Annotated in this window: 16 protein-coding genes; 2 read left to right on the plus strand and 14 right to left on the minus strand. The window is 41.6% G+C overall.

Annotated elements, in window-relative coordinates; genetic code table 11:
- Positions 1-11 precede the first annotated feature (11 nt).
- Complete coding sequence (locus T546_RS0117900) at positions 12-785, plus strand: ParA family protein (protein ID WP_024837146.1); 774 nt, start codon at positions 12-14, stop codon at positions 783-785.
- 57 nt (positions 786-842) lie between these two features.
- Complete coding sequence (locus tag T546_RS24745; RefSeq protein ID WP_166429837.1) at positions 843-2003, plus strand: late competence development ComFB family protein; 1161 nt, start codon at positions 843-845, stop codon at positions 2001-2003.
- Here the strand turns inward: T546_RS24745 and T546_RS0117910 are convergent.
- The 14 genes from T546_RS0117910 to fliN form a co-directional block, all read right to left on the minus strand.
- Complete coding sequence (locus T546_RS0117910) at positions 2000-3283, minus strand: EAL and HDOD domain-containing protein (protein ID WP_026892804.1); 1284 nt, start codon at positions 3281-3283, stop codon at positions 2000-2002. The two genes, T546_RS24745 and T546_RS0117910, sit on opposite strands and share 4 nt — an antisense overlap.
- Before the next feature lies 1 nt (position 3284).
- A complete protein-coding gene (locus T546_RS0117915) occupies positions 3285-4196 on the minus strand; it encodes a chemotaxis protein (RefSeq protein WP_026892805.1) in 912 nt (303 codons plus the stop codon).
- Between the two features lie 83 nt (positions 4197-4279).
- A complete protein-coding gene (locus tag T546_RS0117920) occupies positions 4280-4762 on the minus strand; it encodes a chemotaxis protein CheD (RefSeq protein WP_024837150.1) in 483 nt (160 codons plus the stop codon).
- Positions 4755-5381 carry a chemotaxis protein CheC gene (locus tag T546_RS0117925; RefSeq protein ID WP_026892806.1) on the minus strand — a complete coding sequence of 209 codons (627 nt, stop codon included), beginning with the start codon at positions 5379-5381 and terminating at the stop codon, positions 4755-4757. Before T546_RS0117925 ends, T546_RS0117920 begins: the two co-directional genes overlap by 8 nt.
- A gap of 33 nt (positions 5382-5414) precedes the next feature.
- Positions 5415-6188 carry a flagellar hook-basal body protein gene (locus tag T546_RS0117930; RefSeq protein WP_026892807.1) on the minus strand — a complete coding sequence of 258 codons (774 nt, stop codon included), beginning with the start codon at positions 6186-6188 and terminating at the stop codon, positions 5415-5417.
- A 14-nt stretch (positions 6189-6202) separates the two neighbouring features.
- The gene (locus tag T546_RS0117935; RefSeq protein WP_026892808.1) at positions 6203-7006 is read right to left on the minus strand and encodes a flagellar hook-basal body protein; all 804 of its coding nucleotides are present in this window, start codon (positions 7004-7006) and stop codon (positions 6203-6205) included.
- 16 nt (positions 7007-7022) lie between these two features.
- Entirely contained in the window at positions 7023-7838 is an 816-nt protein-coding gene (locus T546_RS0117940) for a sigma-70 family RNA polymerase sigma factor (RefSeq protein WP_330371956.1), read from the minus strand.
- The gene (gene flhA, locus T546_RS0117945; RefSeq protein ID WP_026892810.1) at positions 7835-9904 is read right to left on the minus strand and encodes a flagellar biosynthesis protein FlhA; all 2070 of its coding nucleotides are present in this window, start codon (positions 9902-9904) and stop codon (positions 7835-7837) included. Before flhA ends, T546_RS0117940 begins: the two co-directional genes overlap by 4 nt.
- 41 nt (positions 9905-9945) lie before the next feature.
- The gene (gene flhB / locus T546_RS0117950) at positions 9946-11007 is read right to left on the minus strand and encodes a flagellar biosynthesis protein FlhB (RefSeq protein WP_026892811.1); all 1062 of its coding nucleotides are present in this window, start codon (positions 11005-11007) and stop codon (positions 9946-9948) included.
- A 24-nt stretch (positions 11008-11031) separates the two neighbouring features.
- The gene (fliR, locus tag T546_RS0117955) at positions 11032-11793 is read right to left on the minus strand and encodes a flagellar biosynthetic protein FliR (RefSeq protein WP_026892812.1); all 762 of its coding nucleotides are present in this window, start codon (positions 11791-11793) and stop codon (positions 11032-11034) included.
- A 27-nt stretch (positions 11794-11820) separates the two neighbouring features.
- A complete protein-coding gene (locus T546_RS0117960; RefSeq protein ID WP_026892813.1) occupies positions 11821-12081 on the minus strand; it encodes a flagellar biosynthetic protein FliQ in 261 nt (86 codons plus the stop codon).
- A 14-nt stretch (positions 12082-12095) separates the two neighbouring features.
- Positions 12096-12758 carry a flagellar type III secretion system pore protein FliP gene (gene fliP / locus T546_RS0117965; RefSeq protein ID WP_026892814.1) on the minus strand — a complete coding sequence of 221 codons (663 nt, stop codon included), beginning with the start codon at positions 12756-12758 and terminating at the stop codon, positions 12096-12098.
- Positions 12759-12769: 11 nt separating this feature from the next.
- Positions 12770-13129: a flagellar biosynthetic protein FliO gene (locus T546_RS0117970; protein ID WP_156951365.1), complete on the minus strand. Its 360-nt coding sequence runs from the start codon at positions 13127-13129 to the stop codon at positions 12770-12772.
- A 17-nt stretch (positions 13130-13146) separates the two neighbouring features.
- On the minus strand, positions 13147-14511 hold the full coding sequence (gene fliN, locus T546_RS0117975; protein ID WP_026892816.1) for a flagellar motor switch protein FliN: 1365 nt from the start codon (positions 14509-14511) through the stop codon (positions 13147-13149).
- Positions 14512-14549: the final 38 nt, after the last annotated feature.

Here is a 14549-nt window from a genome sequence, read left to right on the forward strand (position 1 = left end):
AGGAATAGAACTTGTCAACGGTAATTACCATTACAAATCAAAAGGGCGGCGTAGGCAAAACAACCACTTCTTGCTCTCTTGCCTGCGGTTTGGCTATGAAGAAAAAAAGAGTCTTGGCAGTTGATTTAGATCCACAGGGTAACTTGGGCTTTAGCCTTGGACTTGAGATCGAATCCTGCGCTACCATATATGAAGTTTTTAAAGGAACTGCATCCTTGCAGGAAGCCATTCGGCCAGCAAAGTATTGTGATGTTATATCATCCAACATACTCCTTAGCGGTGCGGAGCTGGAATTTACCGGGAAGCAGCGGGAAAGTATGTTGAAGAATATTCTTTCTACCGTAGCAGGTTACTATGATTATATCATTATTGATACACCTCCTGCTCTTAATATTCTTACGGTCAATGCATACGCTGCGGCTGATTATCTGGTAATTCCTATGGTACCAGAAATCCTTAGTCTGCTTGGCGTATCCCAGATAAAAGATACCATTAACACGGTCCGTGCCTCTGTGAATCCGGATCTTTATGTTCTTGGAATTTTGCTTAACAAATATAACCCGAGAACTCTCCTTTCCAGGGAAGTTAAGGAAATGGCTGAGAATATCGCTGCCCAGATTGGTACCGTTGTATTTGACACTCATATCCGCTCCAGCGTCAGCGTAGCGGAAGCTCCTGCTCAGGGAGAAAGCCTTTTGGACTATGCTCCCCGCTCCAATCCAGCCTTGGATTACAAAGCTTTGGTCGAGGAAGTTCTAGAACGGATCAGGCTGCGTAAAAATTAGTATATATGAGAGGGGTATGAGACTATGGCCAGAAAAAGCAGCAAGACAGCTCATGTAATGAATTTATTAGCGGGTGATGAACCTGAGACTTCCAAATCAGAAGCAGCAAAGGAAAACCAGGCTGCCAGTCTGAATACAGATTCTTCTGAAACGATAAAAGAACTAACCGTATTAGCTCACAAGGCTTCCATTCAGACACAGGAGGGACCATTAACGCCCTCCCCTATATCAATCATAGATATGTCTTCTTCCTCACCTGATCCAGTTTCTGAGATGATCAGACAGCAGTTAGAAGAAGAGGAAGGAATCACCACTGAATCTTCACGAGAAACGGCTATTGAAGCAAATGTAACTGAGACAGGAGATACTGAATCAGAAAAAGCTGTGGACGAAAATGCCAGATCCGAAAAAACGGAAGCTGGTAAAAATTATGTAGAAAAAGCTGAAATTGAAGGAATTGAAGATGAAGAGACAATTGCTGAGAAAGCAGTAACTGAAGATATTGAAGCTGAAGAAACAACTGCTGAGAAAACAATAGCTGAAGGAATTGAATCTGAAGAAACAACTACTGAGAAAGCAATAACTGAAGGAATTGAATCTACAGGAATTGGGTCAGAAGAACTAAAGACTGAGACCCCTATTGATGATCGTAAGAAAAATGCTGTAGCTGGAGATAGTAACGAAAGCAATGCCAACTCCACTGGCAGCACGGAAGCCTTGGGTAATTTTGACAGCGGATCTGATGTTAAAGGAAATATAGGCTATGAAGAAGAGAACGCTCCAATGATCCTTACTGCTTCTGAAGTAAAAGTCATTGAGGCAGACTTTGAAGAACCAAAGAGGAATCCATCTCTTGAGCCTGAGGCTATGAAAAGCAAGGAAAGCGCATTAGCTCCGGAGACTGAGGCTATGAAAAGCAAGGATAGCGCATCTATCCCTGAGCCTGAAAAGGCAACATTTAAATATCTGAATGTTATGGAACATGTGGTTCAAAGTAAGGTGCATGAATATGCAGCTAAATTTGATACCTGTTGTTGCGGGCATTGCATTGCAGATATAACAGCACTGACTTTGACCAATCTTCCGCCAAAGTATGTTGTGGTGAAACCACCTACTGCATCACCTCTTTTGAATTTTTACATGAATCGTTATTCCCAGCAGGTAATTGTAGAAATAACAAAAGCCTGCTTCACGGTAAAACAAAACCCACACCATTAGGCGTGGGTTTTTCTTTCTTCTGTTAAGTCTGGTTCCTGTTCTGCACTGATGGTAAGGCTGTTCCATATGCCGTTTACAGCTTCGACGCAATCCATATAGGTCTGGGCTAAAAATCCGGAAGGAAGACCTAATTCATCAGACATTGCTTTTACATTCTTCCACTCTGCATTTTCATAGCTGAGTATGAGTTTATAGAGGGTTCCACAAATTCCTTCTTTATTAATTAATGCTGCTTTGATTTCCTCGGCAACTGGTATCTCAGCCAGAATCTCATCTAAAGGTGCATTAATTAAATACTGAAGGGTTGAAAACATACCCATCATATATGCTTCTGACCGGATAATTGGAAAATCCTCCACATGGTCAGAGAGAGCCATAGCAAAATTGGCTCTTAAAAACGAAAGCTTCATGACCGCTTCCAAAGCCTCATCATGATGAGAGTCGTTATTAAAGCTTAAAAGATATACCCACTGTTTTAACTGGCTGATTCCCATAGTTACCAGCGCCTGGCGAATGGAAGATACTCTCCGGCGCAAAGCAAAATATGCGGAATTTACAATTTTAAGCAGGGCATAGGTTAGAGCTGCATCATGGCTAATGATTTCTTCGATCTGCTCAATATCTGGTTCGTCCTTCGAAACTTCCACGACCAGCTGAAAAAAGTTTCCCTGGAGAAATTCCATACGGTTTACTTTTTTAGCAAGAGCTTCGGCAACATAACTTCCCTCTACAAAGTCTGTATTGATCTCAAGAGCCAGTTCGTAATCCTCTTTGTTTTTGACGCCGGTCGCGATACATTTTTTGTCCAGGCCCCTCATGGTATTAACGAGATTGATGAGAGATGTTTTATCTTTGGAATCATGTTTGTTTCCTATATCAATCTTTATGTAAGTTGCAAAATCCAGCATAGAGAAAAAGCTTGGAGAAAACTGAAAATCATTGATAGCGAACTCATAGCCTTCTGCTCTATATTTTCGAATAATGGTTGGAGCCAGAGGGTGTATCATCACATGATCCTCAATCTGGATTACCATCTTTTCTTTATCAAAGATCTTTGGCGTATTACGAAACAGCAAAGCCGGAGTAAAAGTTACAAAAGTGAGCTTATCATCCGCAAAGTTATCGGAGTTCTGCATAAGAAAGTCCGAAATAGTATCCGCAACCGCCACGTCGGAATTGCTGTAAATGGAATTATAGTCCTTCTGAAACAATACTTCATATCCGACGATCCTGTCCTCTTTCAAAGCCTTAATGGGCTGACGAGTGACATATTTATCCATCTTATCCCCTCCTCTGAATCAGATGATCGATCACCTCAACCAAGTGTGCGATCTCGGGCTTACTCAGCTGCTCATCTGCTCCTAATTGTTTTCCTTTTATCATCAATTCCTGATTGATCATGGAGGAGAAAATAACCAATGGTATCTCTTTCAGCTTTGGATCGGACTTAACCAGCTTGGTCAAACGATGTCCATCCATTACAGGCATCTCGATATCAGTAATAATAAGATTTACCTTATCATTTAAATCAGAATCATCCTTGATCTTCTCCAGATAATCCCATGCTTCCTGTCCATTATTCTTGAACATTAAGTTTTCATAACCGGCTTTCTTAAGAGCAGTCTCAATCATTTTCGTAAGAAGAATGGAGTCCTCTGCAATTAAGATAGGATAATTCACTTCTGTTCTTTTTCCAAGTTTATTAATCTCGTCCAGCTGAATTCCTGTCTCTGGTGCTATCTCTGCAACAATTTTTTCAAAGTCCAGTATGGTAACCAGATTATCTCCGCATTGAGCGATTCCAGTGGCTACGCCTTCTTCTCCGCGGCTGATGGTGTCGTCAGGCTTCTGAATGCTCTCCCAGGAAATACGGCTGATACCAACCACACTATGGACACGAAATGCAATATGTAATTTATTGAAGTTGGTAATTATAAATAGATCCTTAGGCTGCTTCTCAGAAACACTTCCTGTCAGATAGTGAGGAAGATCAATGACTGTAAGTAAGAGATCCCTGGGTTTAAAAATACCTTCTACAGAAGGATGGGAATGCGGAATAGGCTTTACCTTCTCTGACATCATAATTTCACGTACTTTAGCAACATTAATACCATACAACTCACCATATATGGTAAATTCCATTATCTCAATTTCATTGGTCCCTGATTCTAACAAAATCTCTGTTTCTGCCATACTCTTTCTCCTTTATCCCAATATAATCCAGCAAAAACAACTGCTTACCTAATTATCGACATTTTTCTGCTGGTTCATAATGCTTACAAAACAATTTCCGCTCTCCCATAGGTACGAATCTTTACCGCCCCAGTGCTGATATCAACTGACATGGTGCGGGCGTAATTTTCGCCAACATCTTCCGCTGCCAATCTGACACCAGCATTTTTTAATATCTGTTTTACACTGACTATATTTCTTGCGCCAATATTACCAAGAGTGCTGTTTCCCTGCAGCTCGAACATCTTGGCTCCGCCTGCTATCTTTGCCACCAAACGAGGCTTTCTGGCCCCAAGAACCTCTATCTTTCGAAAGGTCTCATTAAGACCGGTATCTGCATATTTAAATATATTGCCGTCACCAGTGCCGTACACTTCCGGGAGCATAATATGTACGAGAGCTCCCAGCTTAATCATGGGATCATATAAGCTGATGCCGATACAGGAACCAAGGGCATATGTAATAAGAGTCCCTTCCTGTCTGGCAAACTTCATATCTGCGATCCCTACTGTAATTTGCTTATCCATTCGTAATCCCCAGTTTCTCCATTAAAAAGTTCAGTGATTCAATATCCGGCATCATGAGGAGGTCACTGTGAAGTACTTTTCCGCCAATCACAAACTGGCCGCTGATCATCATCATTTTATCTGTCTGATAACCGAATTCTACCATCGGTACACTTAAAATTCCTCCTAACATGTTAACAGCAATGTCGGGAACGGATAAGTTTATGGTTACCTCACTTAAGGTTGACATGGCATTAACATAGGATGAAATTATAATATTTCCAATTTCTTCAAGAGCAGAGGTTTCAAGTACATTCAGCTGGTAGTAATCCTCGATTTCTTTCTGCAGAACGCTGCTAAGCACTTCATTAATAAAATCAAGCTTCAGGATAAACAGCATCAGTCCGTTGATTTCACCTGTCATTTTTACAAGAATAGCCGCAACAATTTCTTCCGGATCACCGAGGAATTGAATGGCTTCGTTATAACCAAGGATCTGGACATCCGGCAGTGTCATTCTCACGGATTTTCCAAGCATGGATGATAACGCTGTTGCAGAGTTTCCTGTTCCAATGCTGCCTATCTCACGAATCAAATCAAGGCCCAATCCATTCATTTCATCATAACGTCTAATTTTCATTTCATCGCCCTCTTTCCTTAACGCTTACGATATTTACCGCAGCGAATTGATTGTGGTTTCTACTTCGTCTGAAGTCTGTACCATCTTTAGTGCATAGGAATAGGCTCTTTGCGCCTCCATCATTCTTGTCATTTCAAGGGCAAAATCAGTGCCTGAACTCTCCAGAGCGCCTTTTACTACTTTTGCTTTCTCAAGAAGTATGGGATCACCGTTTTTAGCAGAAGCCACAAAAGCATTTCCGCCTACGTCCTGAAGGCCGTCCATTCTTGAAAATGTATAGACACCAATTGCCTTAGGATCGTGCTCTCCCTCGTTTAGCTCTTCTTTCTCTTCGTCCTCTGCGTCCTCTTGGTTTTCAGGGTAGGAAGCTGGCTTCACATCGTAGGATACTTCTTCCTGATCCATGTTCATGACCCTCTTTCCTTCTGTGTTTACAAGATAGAACTTATCTTCTGTCTTTGCAAGCTGAAACCGGCCATCTCTTGAGTAAGTTACTTCTCCGGTCACCGGATCCTTTAACATGAAAAATCCTTCTCCTGGAATGGCATAATCGTTTTCAAGACCTGTTTCAGTATATGGCATGGTGCTCATATTTGACTTTACATTCTCTATTCTGGTACCGCTTCCTGACATAGCACCATTTTCACCTTTGGCATTTCTCACTTTTTCATATACTAAATCAGAAAATACACCGTTTTGAGGTTTAAAACCAACGGTGTTGACATTTGCAATATTATTGGACACAATATTCAGCTTTGTCTGCTGATTCATTGCCCCCAATGCTCCTATGTAAAAAGATTGATTCATCGGATATTCCTCCCTTAGATTCTGCCTATATCACTTACGATTTTTCCCATAAGCTGGTCATACATTTTAAGTACCTGGGCTGCACTTTGAGATGCCCTCTGACTGGTCATCATCGCTGTCATCTGATCTATGGGATCAATGTTAGAACGTTCCAGGGATTTCCACTGAATTCCGCCATTCACTGCTGTACCGTCTTCTGTTGCTTTAAAGGTTCCATTGTTTCCTTTTACCAACTGGGTATAGTCATTAAAGTTAAAGACGCCTATCTTTCCAAGAAGTACCGGCTCGCTTTCTTCAGATTCAGTACCTTCTTCATCGCCGCCTAATCCCTTTACCGGCACTTCATAAATATTTCCTGATTTATCTACAGAAATACGGTCTGAAGTCATCTCAATGGGATTTCCATCTTCACCAAGTACTCTTCCGATAGAGGGTAATGTTAAATAACCTTCCTGGTCTGTGGAAAAAGAACCATTTCTCGTATAGAGCCGGTTACCATCTTTATCCTGAACGGCAAAGAAACCAGGCTGTGTCAATGCAAAATCCAGGTTATTACCTGTTTCTTCCACATTGCCCTGATTATAGCTGGTTTTGGTTTCTCCTACGGAACGTATCATAGAGACAGAACCAATCTGGGTGGGGTTGCTTTTGTTACGGTTTCCATTGCGGTAGAGCAATTCGTCCTTAAATGTAGTACTGACCATCTGGTCGGACTTATATCCTGGGGTGCTCACGTTTACCATGTTATTACTGATTGTATTCAAGTTCCGGTTCTGATATAGCATTCCAGACGCCAGATTATAAAACCCATGAAACATATTTTTATCCCCTTCCTTATTTCCCATTTATAAAATTGGTCAAATAAAGCCTTAGCTTTTGTATGGCATTCGAATGAATCTGGGAGATTCTGGGCTCACTGACACTCATAACCTGAGCAATCTCCTTCATATTTAATTCGTCCATATAATACAAAGAAATAACCTTTTGTTCATTTTCTTTTAAATTATTTATGGCAGAAACAAGAACCTGCTTGAATTCTTCCTGGAGATAATGGTCCTCTGGCTGATCATTTTCATTGATGGCAGGAAGCTGAAGCACCTTTTTATTCTCACTTCCGGCCTCTAAAACCATATCTAAGGAGAGCACGCTGTAAATATTGGTTTTACCTACAGCCTCCTGATACTTTTCCAGACTGATATTCATGTGGTCTGCGGTTTCCTTGGGTGTTGGAAAACGGCCAAGACGGTTGCACAATTCCATGGCAGCATTATCAAGATCCTTGGCATTCTTCCTCACACTTCTAGGAATCCAGTCCTGTTTTCTTGCCATGTCAATAATCATACCGCGTATCCGCTTGGAAATATACGTTTCAAACTTTACATTCATTTCAGGATCAAACTTCTCAATCCCGCTCATGATTGTAAGCACACCTTCATTTACAATATCTTCCACCTGAGCAAAGCTTAAATATACATCCCGCATTTGAATGGATATACTCTTGACCATATACATATAACGCATTACCAGCTCATGCTTGATATTAATATCCTTGCTCCGCTTATATTTAATTAGTAACTCTTCATTGGTGCTTTGGCTAAAATCCTGTTCCATTCCGACTAACACTGCCTTTCTGACATAAAATCCTGTCAAACGGTAATATTTCCGACTGCCTGAATCTGAATATTATTTGCAATCTCATTAAACGAAAGGACATATACATTGGGATAGAACTGTTCAATCAAACGATAAAAATACAGTCTGACCACCTGGCTTGTTAAAACGACCGGCTTCTGATTTAAATCACTGAATTTCTTGATGTGTTCACCCATCTGTCCGATTACCGACTGCATTACATCAGGGCTGAGGGCAAGATACACTCCTTGTTCACCCTTTGCCATACTGCTGATGATATTTTTCTCCAAATCCGCGTCCAGGGTTAGAACCTTCATCTGCCCTCCGTCACAGAACATTCTTGTAATCGTTCTCTTTAAGGCGATTCTAATATTTTCAGTTATAACATCGATATCCCTGGTGACAGGGATGGAATCTACAATTGTCGCAAGAATTGTCTCCATATCCTTAATGGGCACGCCCTCTTTTATAAGGTTATTAAGGATCTTTTGAAGATTTCCATATGTAAACTGGCTGGGGATCAGTTCATCAACCAGCTCTGCTGAATGCTTCTTTACATTATCAAGCAGCTGCATGACCTCCTGGCGTCCAAGCAGTTCATACGCATGCTGCTTGATGGTCTCTGAAAGATGGGTAAGCATAACCGACAACGGATCAATAACCGTATACCCGTAAATCTCAGCCATCTCCTTATTCTCAGGGCGAATCCATTTACTTGGAATTCCATAGGCAGGTTCCACGGTTTCAATTCCATCTACCTCTCCAGAAAGCATTGGGGGTTCCAGGGCCAGATAGTAGTCTACCAGAATTTCTCCCTTAGTCACTTCTTCTCCTCTGATTTTAATCACATACTGATTGGTGTTTAAACTGGAACTGTCTCTCAGCCTGACTGATGGTATTACAAATCCCATATCCTGGGCGTACTGCCTGCGGAATATAACGATACGGTTAATCATCTTTCCACCGCTGCTCTCATCAATCAGCGGGATTAAACTGTAACCAAATTCCATCTCTATTGGTTCAACATTAATTAAAGAATAAACATTATTTACATCACGGTAATAGGATTCCTCATCAGAGGGCTGATGAGCTGCTTCCTCTACTGCCTGAGTGGCTTCTAACATCTGGTCTCTGACGGCTGACTGTTTTACTTTCCTCTCAAGATGAAAACCGGAAGCAACAAGCAAGACTGCCATAAGAGCCAGCTGTACCTTAGGCATTCCAGGTACGAGCATAAGTACTACCATGACAAATCCCGTAAGCATAATTGCTTTTGGCTGTGCCGTGAACTGGGAGGATACGTCTTCATTTAAGCTGCCTTCGGATACCGCTCTGGTTACAATCATACCGGTTGCCGTTGCAATTAACAGGGAAGGAATCTGGCTGACAAGGCCATCACCTACCGTAGCAATGCTGTATACCGTCATTACCTCGGAAAATGGCATAGTAGCCTGAACCATACCAATTACCGCACCACCGATAAAGTTGACCGCTGCGATAATAAGAGACATGATAGCGTCTCCCTTTACGAACTTGGTGGCACCATCCATGGCTCCGTAGAAATCGGCTTCCTTCTGAATTTTATATCGTCTAAGCTTTGCTTCCTGCTCATCGATTAAACCAGAACTTAAATCTGCATCTATGGCCATCTGCTTACCAGGCATGGCGTCCAGAGTAAATCTGGCTGCTACTTCTGATACACGCTCCGTACCTTTGGTAATAACAAGAAAGTTCATCAAAACAATGATAATGAATATGATAAAACCAACAACAATATTTCCCTGTAAAACGAAATCGCCAAATGCTTTGATTACCTGTCCTGAGGCCCCGTGGTTCGACAAAATATTTCTGGTGGAAGACACGTTTAATCCCAGACGTAAAAGGGTAGTAATCAAGAGCAGGGAAGGGAATATGGAAAATTCCAATGGCTCTCTAATGTTCATGCTTATCAGCAAGATAATCATGGACAGGGATATATTTATGATAATCATTACATCCATAAAGAACGGAGGCAATGGAATAATCAACAGAAGTACAATCATAATGACAAATACTACTACGGAATTTTTCAGTAAGTTCTTCATTCTTTTACACCATTTCTTTCAAGTATCTCTGCTGCTTTTTTCTATTCGATGATTTTGTTATTCATACGGTATACATAAACCAGAATCTCTGCAACCATACCATAATACTCCGGAGAAATCTCCGCCCCGACCTGAGTACTGGCAAAAATACCTCTGGCCAAAGGTTTATTTTCCAGTACGTATACTCCATGTTCCTCACCAACTGCCACGATCCTGAGAGCCAGCTCATCCTGGCCTTTGGCAACCAGCATTGGAGCATTGTCCTTTTCCAGATCATAACGCAGGGCCACTGCGTAGTGGGTGGGGTTACGGATAATAACGTCTGCAGTGGGTACCGCCTGCATCATACGGGATCTGGCCCGTTCCCTCTGAATGCTTCGGATCTTTCCCTTGATCTCGGGATTACCCTCTGTCTGTTTAAATTCTTCTTTTAAATCCTGCTTTGACATCTTAATCTGGCGTTCATAATCCCACCATTGATAAAAATAGTCAAATGCTGCTACCGCTAGAAATACAATGCAGACCTTATATACCATACTCATGACAGAATCGAGTACAAAAACTGCGGAATCCCGGATGTCCATATCAATGGTTCTGGCAACGCCTCTTAAATCTCCCATAATGATCTGATATAAAATGACAATCAAAAGTGTGATCTTTATTAAATTCTTTGTAAGCTCCACCAGGCTTTTCAAAGAGAACATGTTTTTTATTCCCTTTAAGGGGCTCAGTCTGCTAAACTGAGGTACCATATTCTTTTTTGTAAATATAAATCTAGTCTGCAATGCTGTTCCGAGGATCGCCAGCACCATGGAAACAACCACGATGGGGACTGCCCCCTTTAAAACTGCTGTAGCCATGTCTAAGTATGCCCGCTTCGTATGGTCAGAAAGTGTTTCAGCCATTGGTGCCAGGCTGATATATTTCACCATAAAGTCCCGCATGGTTCGGTAAATGAGAGGAAACAGCATCTTTAACATTACAAATGTTCCAAGAAGAGAACATATCATTACCACATCTTTACTGACTGCAACATGGCCTTTCTTTCGTTCGTCCCGCCGCTTTTTCGGCGTGGCCTTCTCGGTCTTTGAACTATCTGCCATTTTCGTTCCTCACATCCTTTGCACTTATAATAGCTTGATGATATGCTGCACCGTTAAAAGCATCTGGCTTATAATATCACCCAAATAATCTGACATGGGTGAAAACAAGAAAATAAGCATTAATAAGCCAACAATGAGCTTTGCCTGTATATTAACAACAAAAATGTTGATCTGCGGTATGATCTTCATCAGGATACCAACAGCAATTTCCACCAGAAACTCGATAGCCACGATTGGAAATGAAAATTTAACAGCCATGATCATGCATTGGATAAACACCTCAATCATCGCCCATGCTACCTGGGGCCCTAAAACCACCTGGCCATAAGGAACAAATTCGGCCGATGTGATCAAAAGCTTAAAAAGTGCCAGGTGACCGTCAACCGCAAAAAACAACAGCATGAAATACGTATGGTAAAGGCTGCCGCTTAAAGCGATCTGAGCATTGCTTTGCGGATCAAAGATGGTAGCCATGGAAAGTCCCATCTGATAATCAATTATTGAACCTGCAAAGGTAATGACTAAGAAAAAGAGATCAATTACAAATCCGACCGCATATCCCATAGCAAACTCTTTCATGAGAAGCACGGAATATTCAATGGAATTGACTGGCTCCGGTACTTGTGCGGAAGAAAAGGAGTAAATAAGAAGCGTGAACACCATGACCATTCCGGCTTTTACCTGCACCGGGATGTTTTTTCTTCCCAGAATAGGGTTCAGCAGAATGAATCCTGACATTCTCATAAAAATCAGGGAAAACAGCATAATCTGTCCTATTTCCGGCATTGAATTCTTCCTTTCTGTCGCTTTTCCCTACCCCAGCATGGTATTAAAAATACGGATTGTAAAATCACAAAGCATGTCCATCATATTGCTTCCCATAATCAGCAGCATCAGTCCAATTACTAACAGCTTTGGTACAAATGTGATGGTTTGCTCATGAATCTGGGTTGCTGCCTGTAAAATGGATATTACGATACCAATGATCATACTTACAACTAAAACGGGACCTGCAAGTTTTACCGCTGCCCCAAACATTTCATACATCAGACTGCTAAGTGCAACTTCTGTCATTTTATTTCCTCCCGTCAGTAATGAAAGCTTTTAACCAGATTCGTAAACAACAGCTCCCAGCCATTGATCGTCACAAATAAAAGGAGCTTAAAAGGAAGTGAGATCATTGCCGGCGGAAGCATTACCATACCCATGGACATAAGCGTACTGGATACAATGATATCCACAAGCATAAATGGCAGGAAAATCATAAAGCCTGCAGTAAACGCTCTCTTTAGCTCAGAGGTCATAAAGGAAGGAATGACTACGGTCATTGGAAGGTCTTCTAAGTTTTCAGGCTTTTCTATTTTGGATAAATCAGCAAAAACATTTAACGTGGAGGTCTCTGTCTGCTTTAGCATAAAACGTTTCATGGGAACCTCTGCCCGTTTTATGGCTTCTTCCTGTTTTATCTCTTCTTTCAGATAGGGCTGATAAGCATTTGTGTTGATATCCTTTATCACCGGATCCATGATAAACAGAGTTAAAAACAATGCAATTCCCACCAAAACCATATTTGGCGGCGTTTGCTGGATTCCCAGAGCATTTCTTGTAAAAGACAAGATAATGACAATCCTTGTAAAGGATGTCATCATCACTAAGATAGAAGGCATCAACGAAATGATGGTCAGAATGAGAAACAACTCAAGTGTTGGCATTCGGCCCCCATTGATATTAATCAAGGCATCTGTATTCATTCTGTTCCTCCTTACTCATCTTTCTTGTGTCTGTCTGAATACTTCTTAAGTAGTTTTTTAAAATCGAGATAACCCTCAGCGCCGGAAAGCGGTGAGGATTCATACCCTTCTAAATCTATTTCCTCTTCCGGTATTTCAGCCAGAAGTGTAATCTGAGAAGCTGCAATACCAATAAGATAGTAATGACTGCCTAATTGAACAATAGCAACCGCCTTATCCTGCCCCAGCGGAAGCCTGTCCAGCATCTGCATATGTGTACCCCCGCGCTTTAACCCGATGCCCTTCCCAAGACTCTTTGTAAATATGTAGCTTAAGTACAAAATTAAAATCGTGAGAATTAATACCGATGCCAGACTAATTATACTGTTCAACGACTGCCACTTCCTCTCTACTGGATATTCCCTTTTACGATTTCTGTAATTCGAATACCGAAATTATCATCTACTACTACGACATCGCCTTTTGCTATACAGCGGCCGTTTACATATAAATCCACCTGATCTCCAGCCAGTTTATCAAGAACCACAAGGGAACCTTTCGTAAATTCGAGAATGTCCTTTACCAGTTTTCTGGTTCTTCCGATTTCTACTGAAACCTCCAGGGGCACTCCCATAATTAACTCTCTGTTTTCTTCCTGTTCTTCGTAATTACCAGCGCTATCTTTTAAATTCTTCTGAGGAATTGGTTTCACATTGATTGTTTTAGGATCATGCGTATCCTTCGCTGCATTCTGCTGTCCACCCTGAAGCTGTGAAATCATTTGCTGCATTTGGTTCATCATCTGCTGCTGCATCTGTAACTGATTCATCAGATTCTGCATGTTTGTTTGATCTGCTCCTGACATCTGCCCTCCTGCTGTAGGTACTGCTGTAGGTACTGCTGTTAAAGGCTGTTCCACTTTAGCAGGCTCAGTATTCTGATTGCCAGCCAGAAGTTTTTCAATTTCAGCCTGTGATAACGCTCCGCCTGACGATTCAGTAACCGGCTGCGGTTTTTCCACTGGCTGTGGCTCTACTTCTGGTTCTTTCGCTGTACCGCCTGATAAAAGCTTTTCAATCTCCTCCTGAGAAAGAACGCCCCCTCCCGAACCTGCCGCCGGCTTTTCCGGTTCGCTCACTGGTTCAGGCTTACTCACAGGTTCAGGCTCTGATACCTGATCCTCCTCAGTGAAAAATCCGCCTACCAATTCCTTCGCCAGGCTTGGAGGCATAACATTTATAAATTCACTTTCCATCTGATCGGCTATCTTTAATGTAAAGCCGACGACCACCATGACCTCATCTGTGTCATAATACTTTTCCTTAAAATCATCAAGGTCCCCAATTTCAAAGGAACTGGGCGTGGAAATATTAACTGCTTTTGATAAGAACTCGGAGAGTGCTGTTGCTGATGCTCCCATCATCTGGTTCATGACTTCGCAGATGGCACTGATGTTCAGCTCATTTAACTCAAACTCTTCTTCCGGAGTTTCCATTCCCATCATCATATCTACGATAATCTTTACATCATGCTTTTTTAATAGCATAATATTGCTTCCGCTTAATCCAGCAGTATATGTAATTTCAACGCCTACTGCAGGCTCCAGATTTGATATTTCAAATTCTTCCCTTGTTAATACTCTGACCACTGGTGTAGTTATGTCAACTCTGGCATTGAGCATGGTAGATACTGCAGTGGCTGAGGCACCCAGGCTTATATTTAGTATTTCACCTATGGCATCAATCTCAAATGCGCTAAAATTCTTCGAATCCATATAACTTTTCTCCCTTTATACTCATTTAGCCCTCTATG

Source organism: [Clostridium] aerotolerans DSM 5434 (genome assembly GCF_000687555.1).
Taxonomy (GTDB): domain Bacteria; phylum Bacillota; class Clostridia; order Lachnospirales; family Lachnospiraceae; genus Lacrimispora; species Lacrimispora aerotolerans.

Excerpts from the sequence above, each read along its gene's own strand:
- fliN (WP_026892816.1), bottom strand. The coding sequence starts at position 14,511 with ATGGATTCGAAGAATTTTAGCGCATTTGAGATTGATGCCATAGGTGAA.
- T546_RS0117930 (WP_026892807.1), bottom strand. The coding sequence starts at position 6,188 with ATGAATCAATCTTTTTACATAGGAGCATTGGGGGCAATGAATCAGCAG.
- T546_RS24745 (WP_166429837.1), top strand. The coding sequence starts at position 843 with ATGAATTTATTAGCGGGTGATGAACCTGAGACTTCCAAATCAGAAGCA.
- flhB (WP_026892811.1), bottom strand. The coding sequence starts at position 11,007 with ATGGCAGATAGTTCAAAGACCGAGAAGGCCACGCCGAAAAAGCGGCGG.
- T546_RS0117915 (WP_026892805.1), bottom strand. The coding sequence starts at position 4,196 with ATGGCAGAAACAGAGATTTTGTTAGAATCAGGGACCAATGAAATTGAG.
- fliP (WP_026892814.1), bottom strand. The coding sequence starts at position 12,758 with ATGAATACAGATGCCTTGATTAATATCAATGGGGGCCGAATGCCAACA.
- T546_RS0117910 (WP_026892804.1), bottom strand. The coding sequence starts at position 3,283 with ATGGATAAATATGTCACTCGTCAGCCCATTAAGGCTTTGAAAGAGGAC.
- fliR (WP_026892812.1), bottom strand. The coding sequence starts at position 11,793 with ATGCCGGAAATAGGACAGATTATGCTGTTTTCCCTGATTTTTATGAGA.
- flhA (WP_026892810.1), bottom strand. The coding sequence starts at position 9,904 with ATGAAGAACTTACTGAAAAATTCCGTAGTAGTATTTGTCATTATGATT.
- T546_RS0117920 (WP_024837150.1), bottom strand. The coding sequence starts at position 4,762 with ATGGATAAGCAAATTACAGTAGGGATCGCAGATATGAAGTTTGCCAGA.
- T546_RS0117935 (WP_026892808.1), bottom strand. The coding sequence starts at position 7,006 with ATGTTTCATGGGTTTTATAATCTGGCGTCTGGAATGCTATATCAGAAC.
- T546_RS0117925 (WP_026892806.1), bottom strand. The coding sequence starts at position 5,381 with ATGAAAATTAGACGTTATGATGAAATGAATGGATTGGGCCTTGATTTG.
- T546_RS0117960 (WP_026892813.1), bottom strand. The coding sequence starts at position 12,081 with ATGACAGAAGTTGCACTTAGCAGTCTGATGTATGAAATGTTTGGGGCA.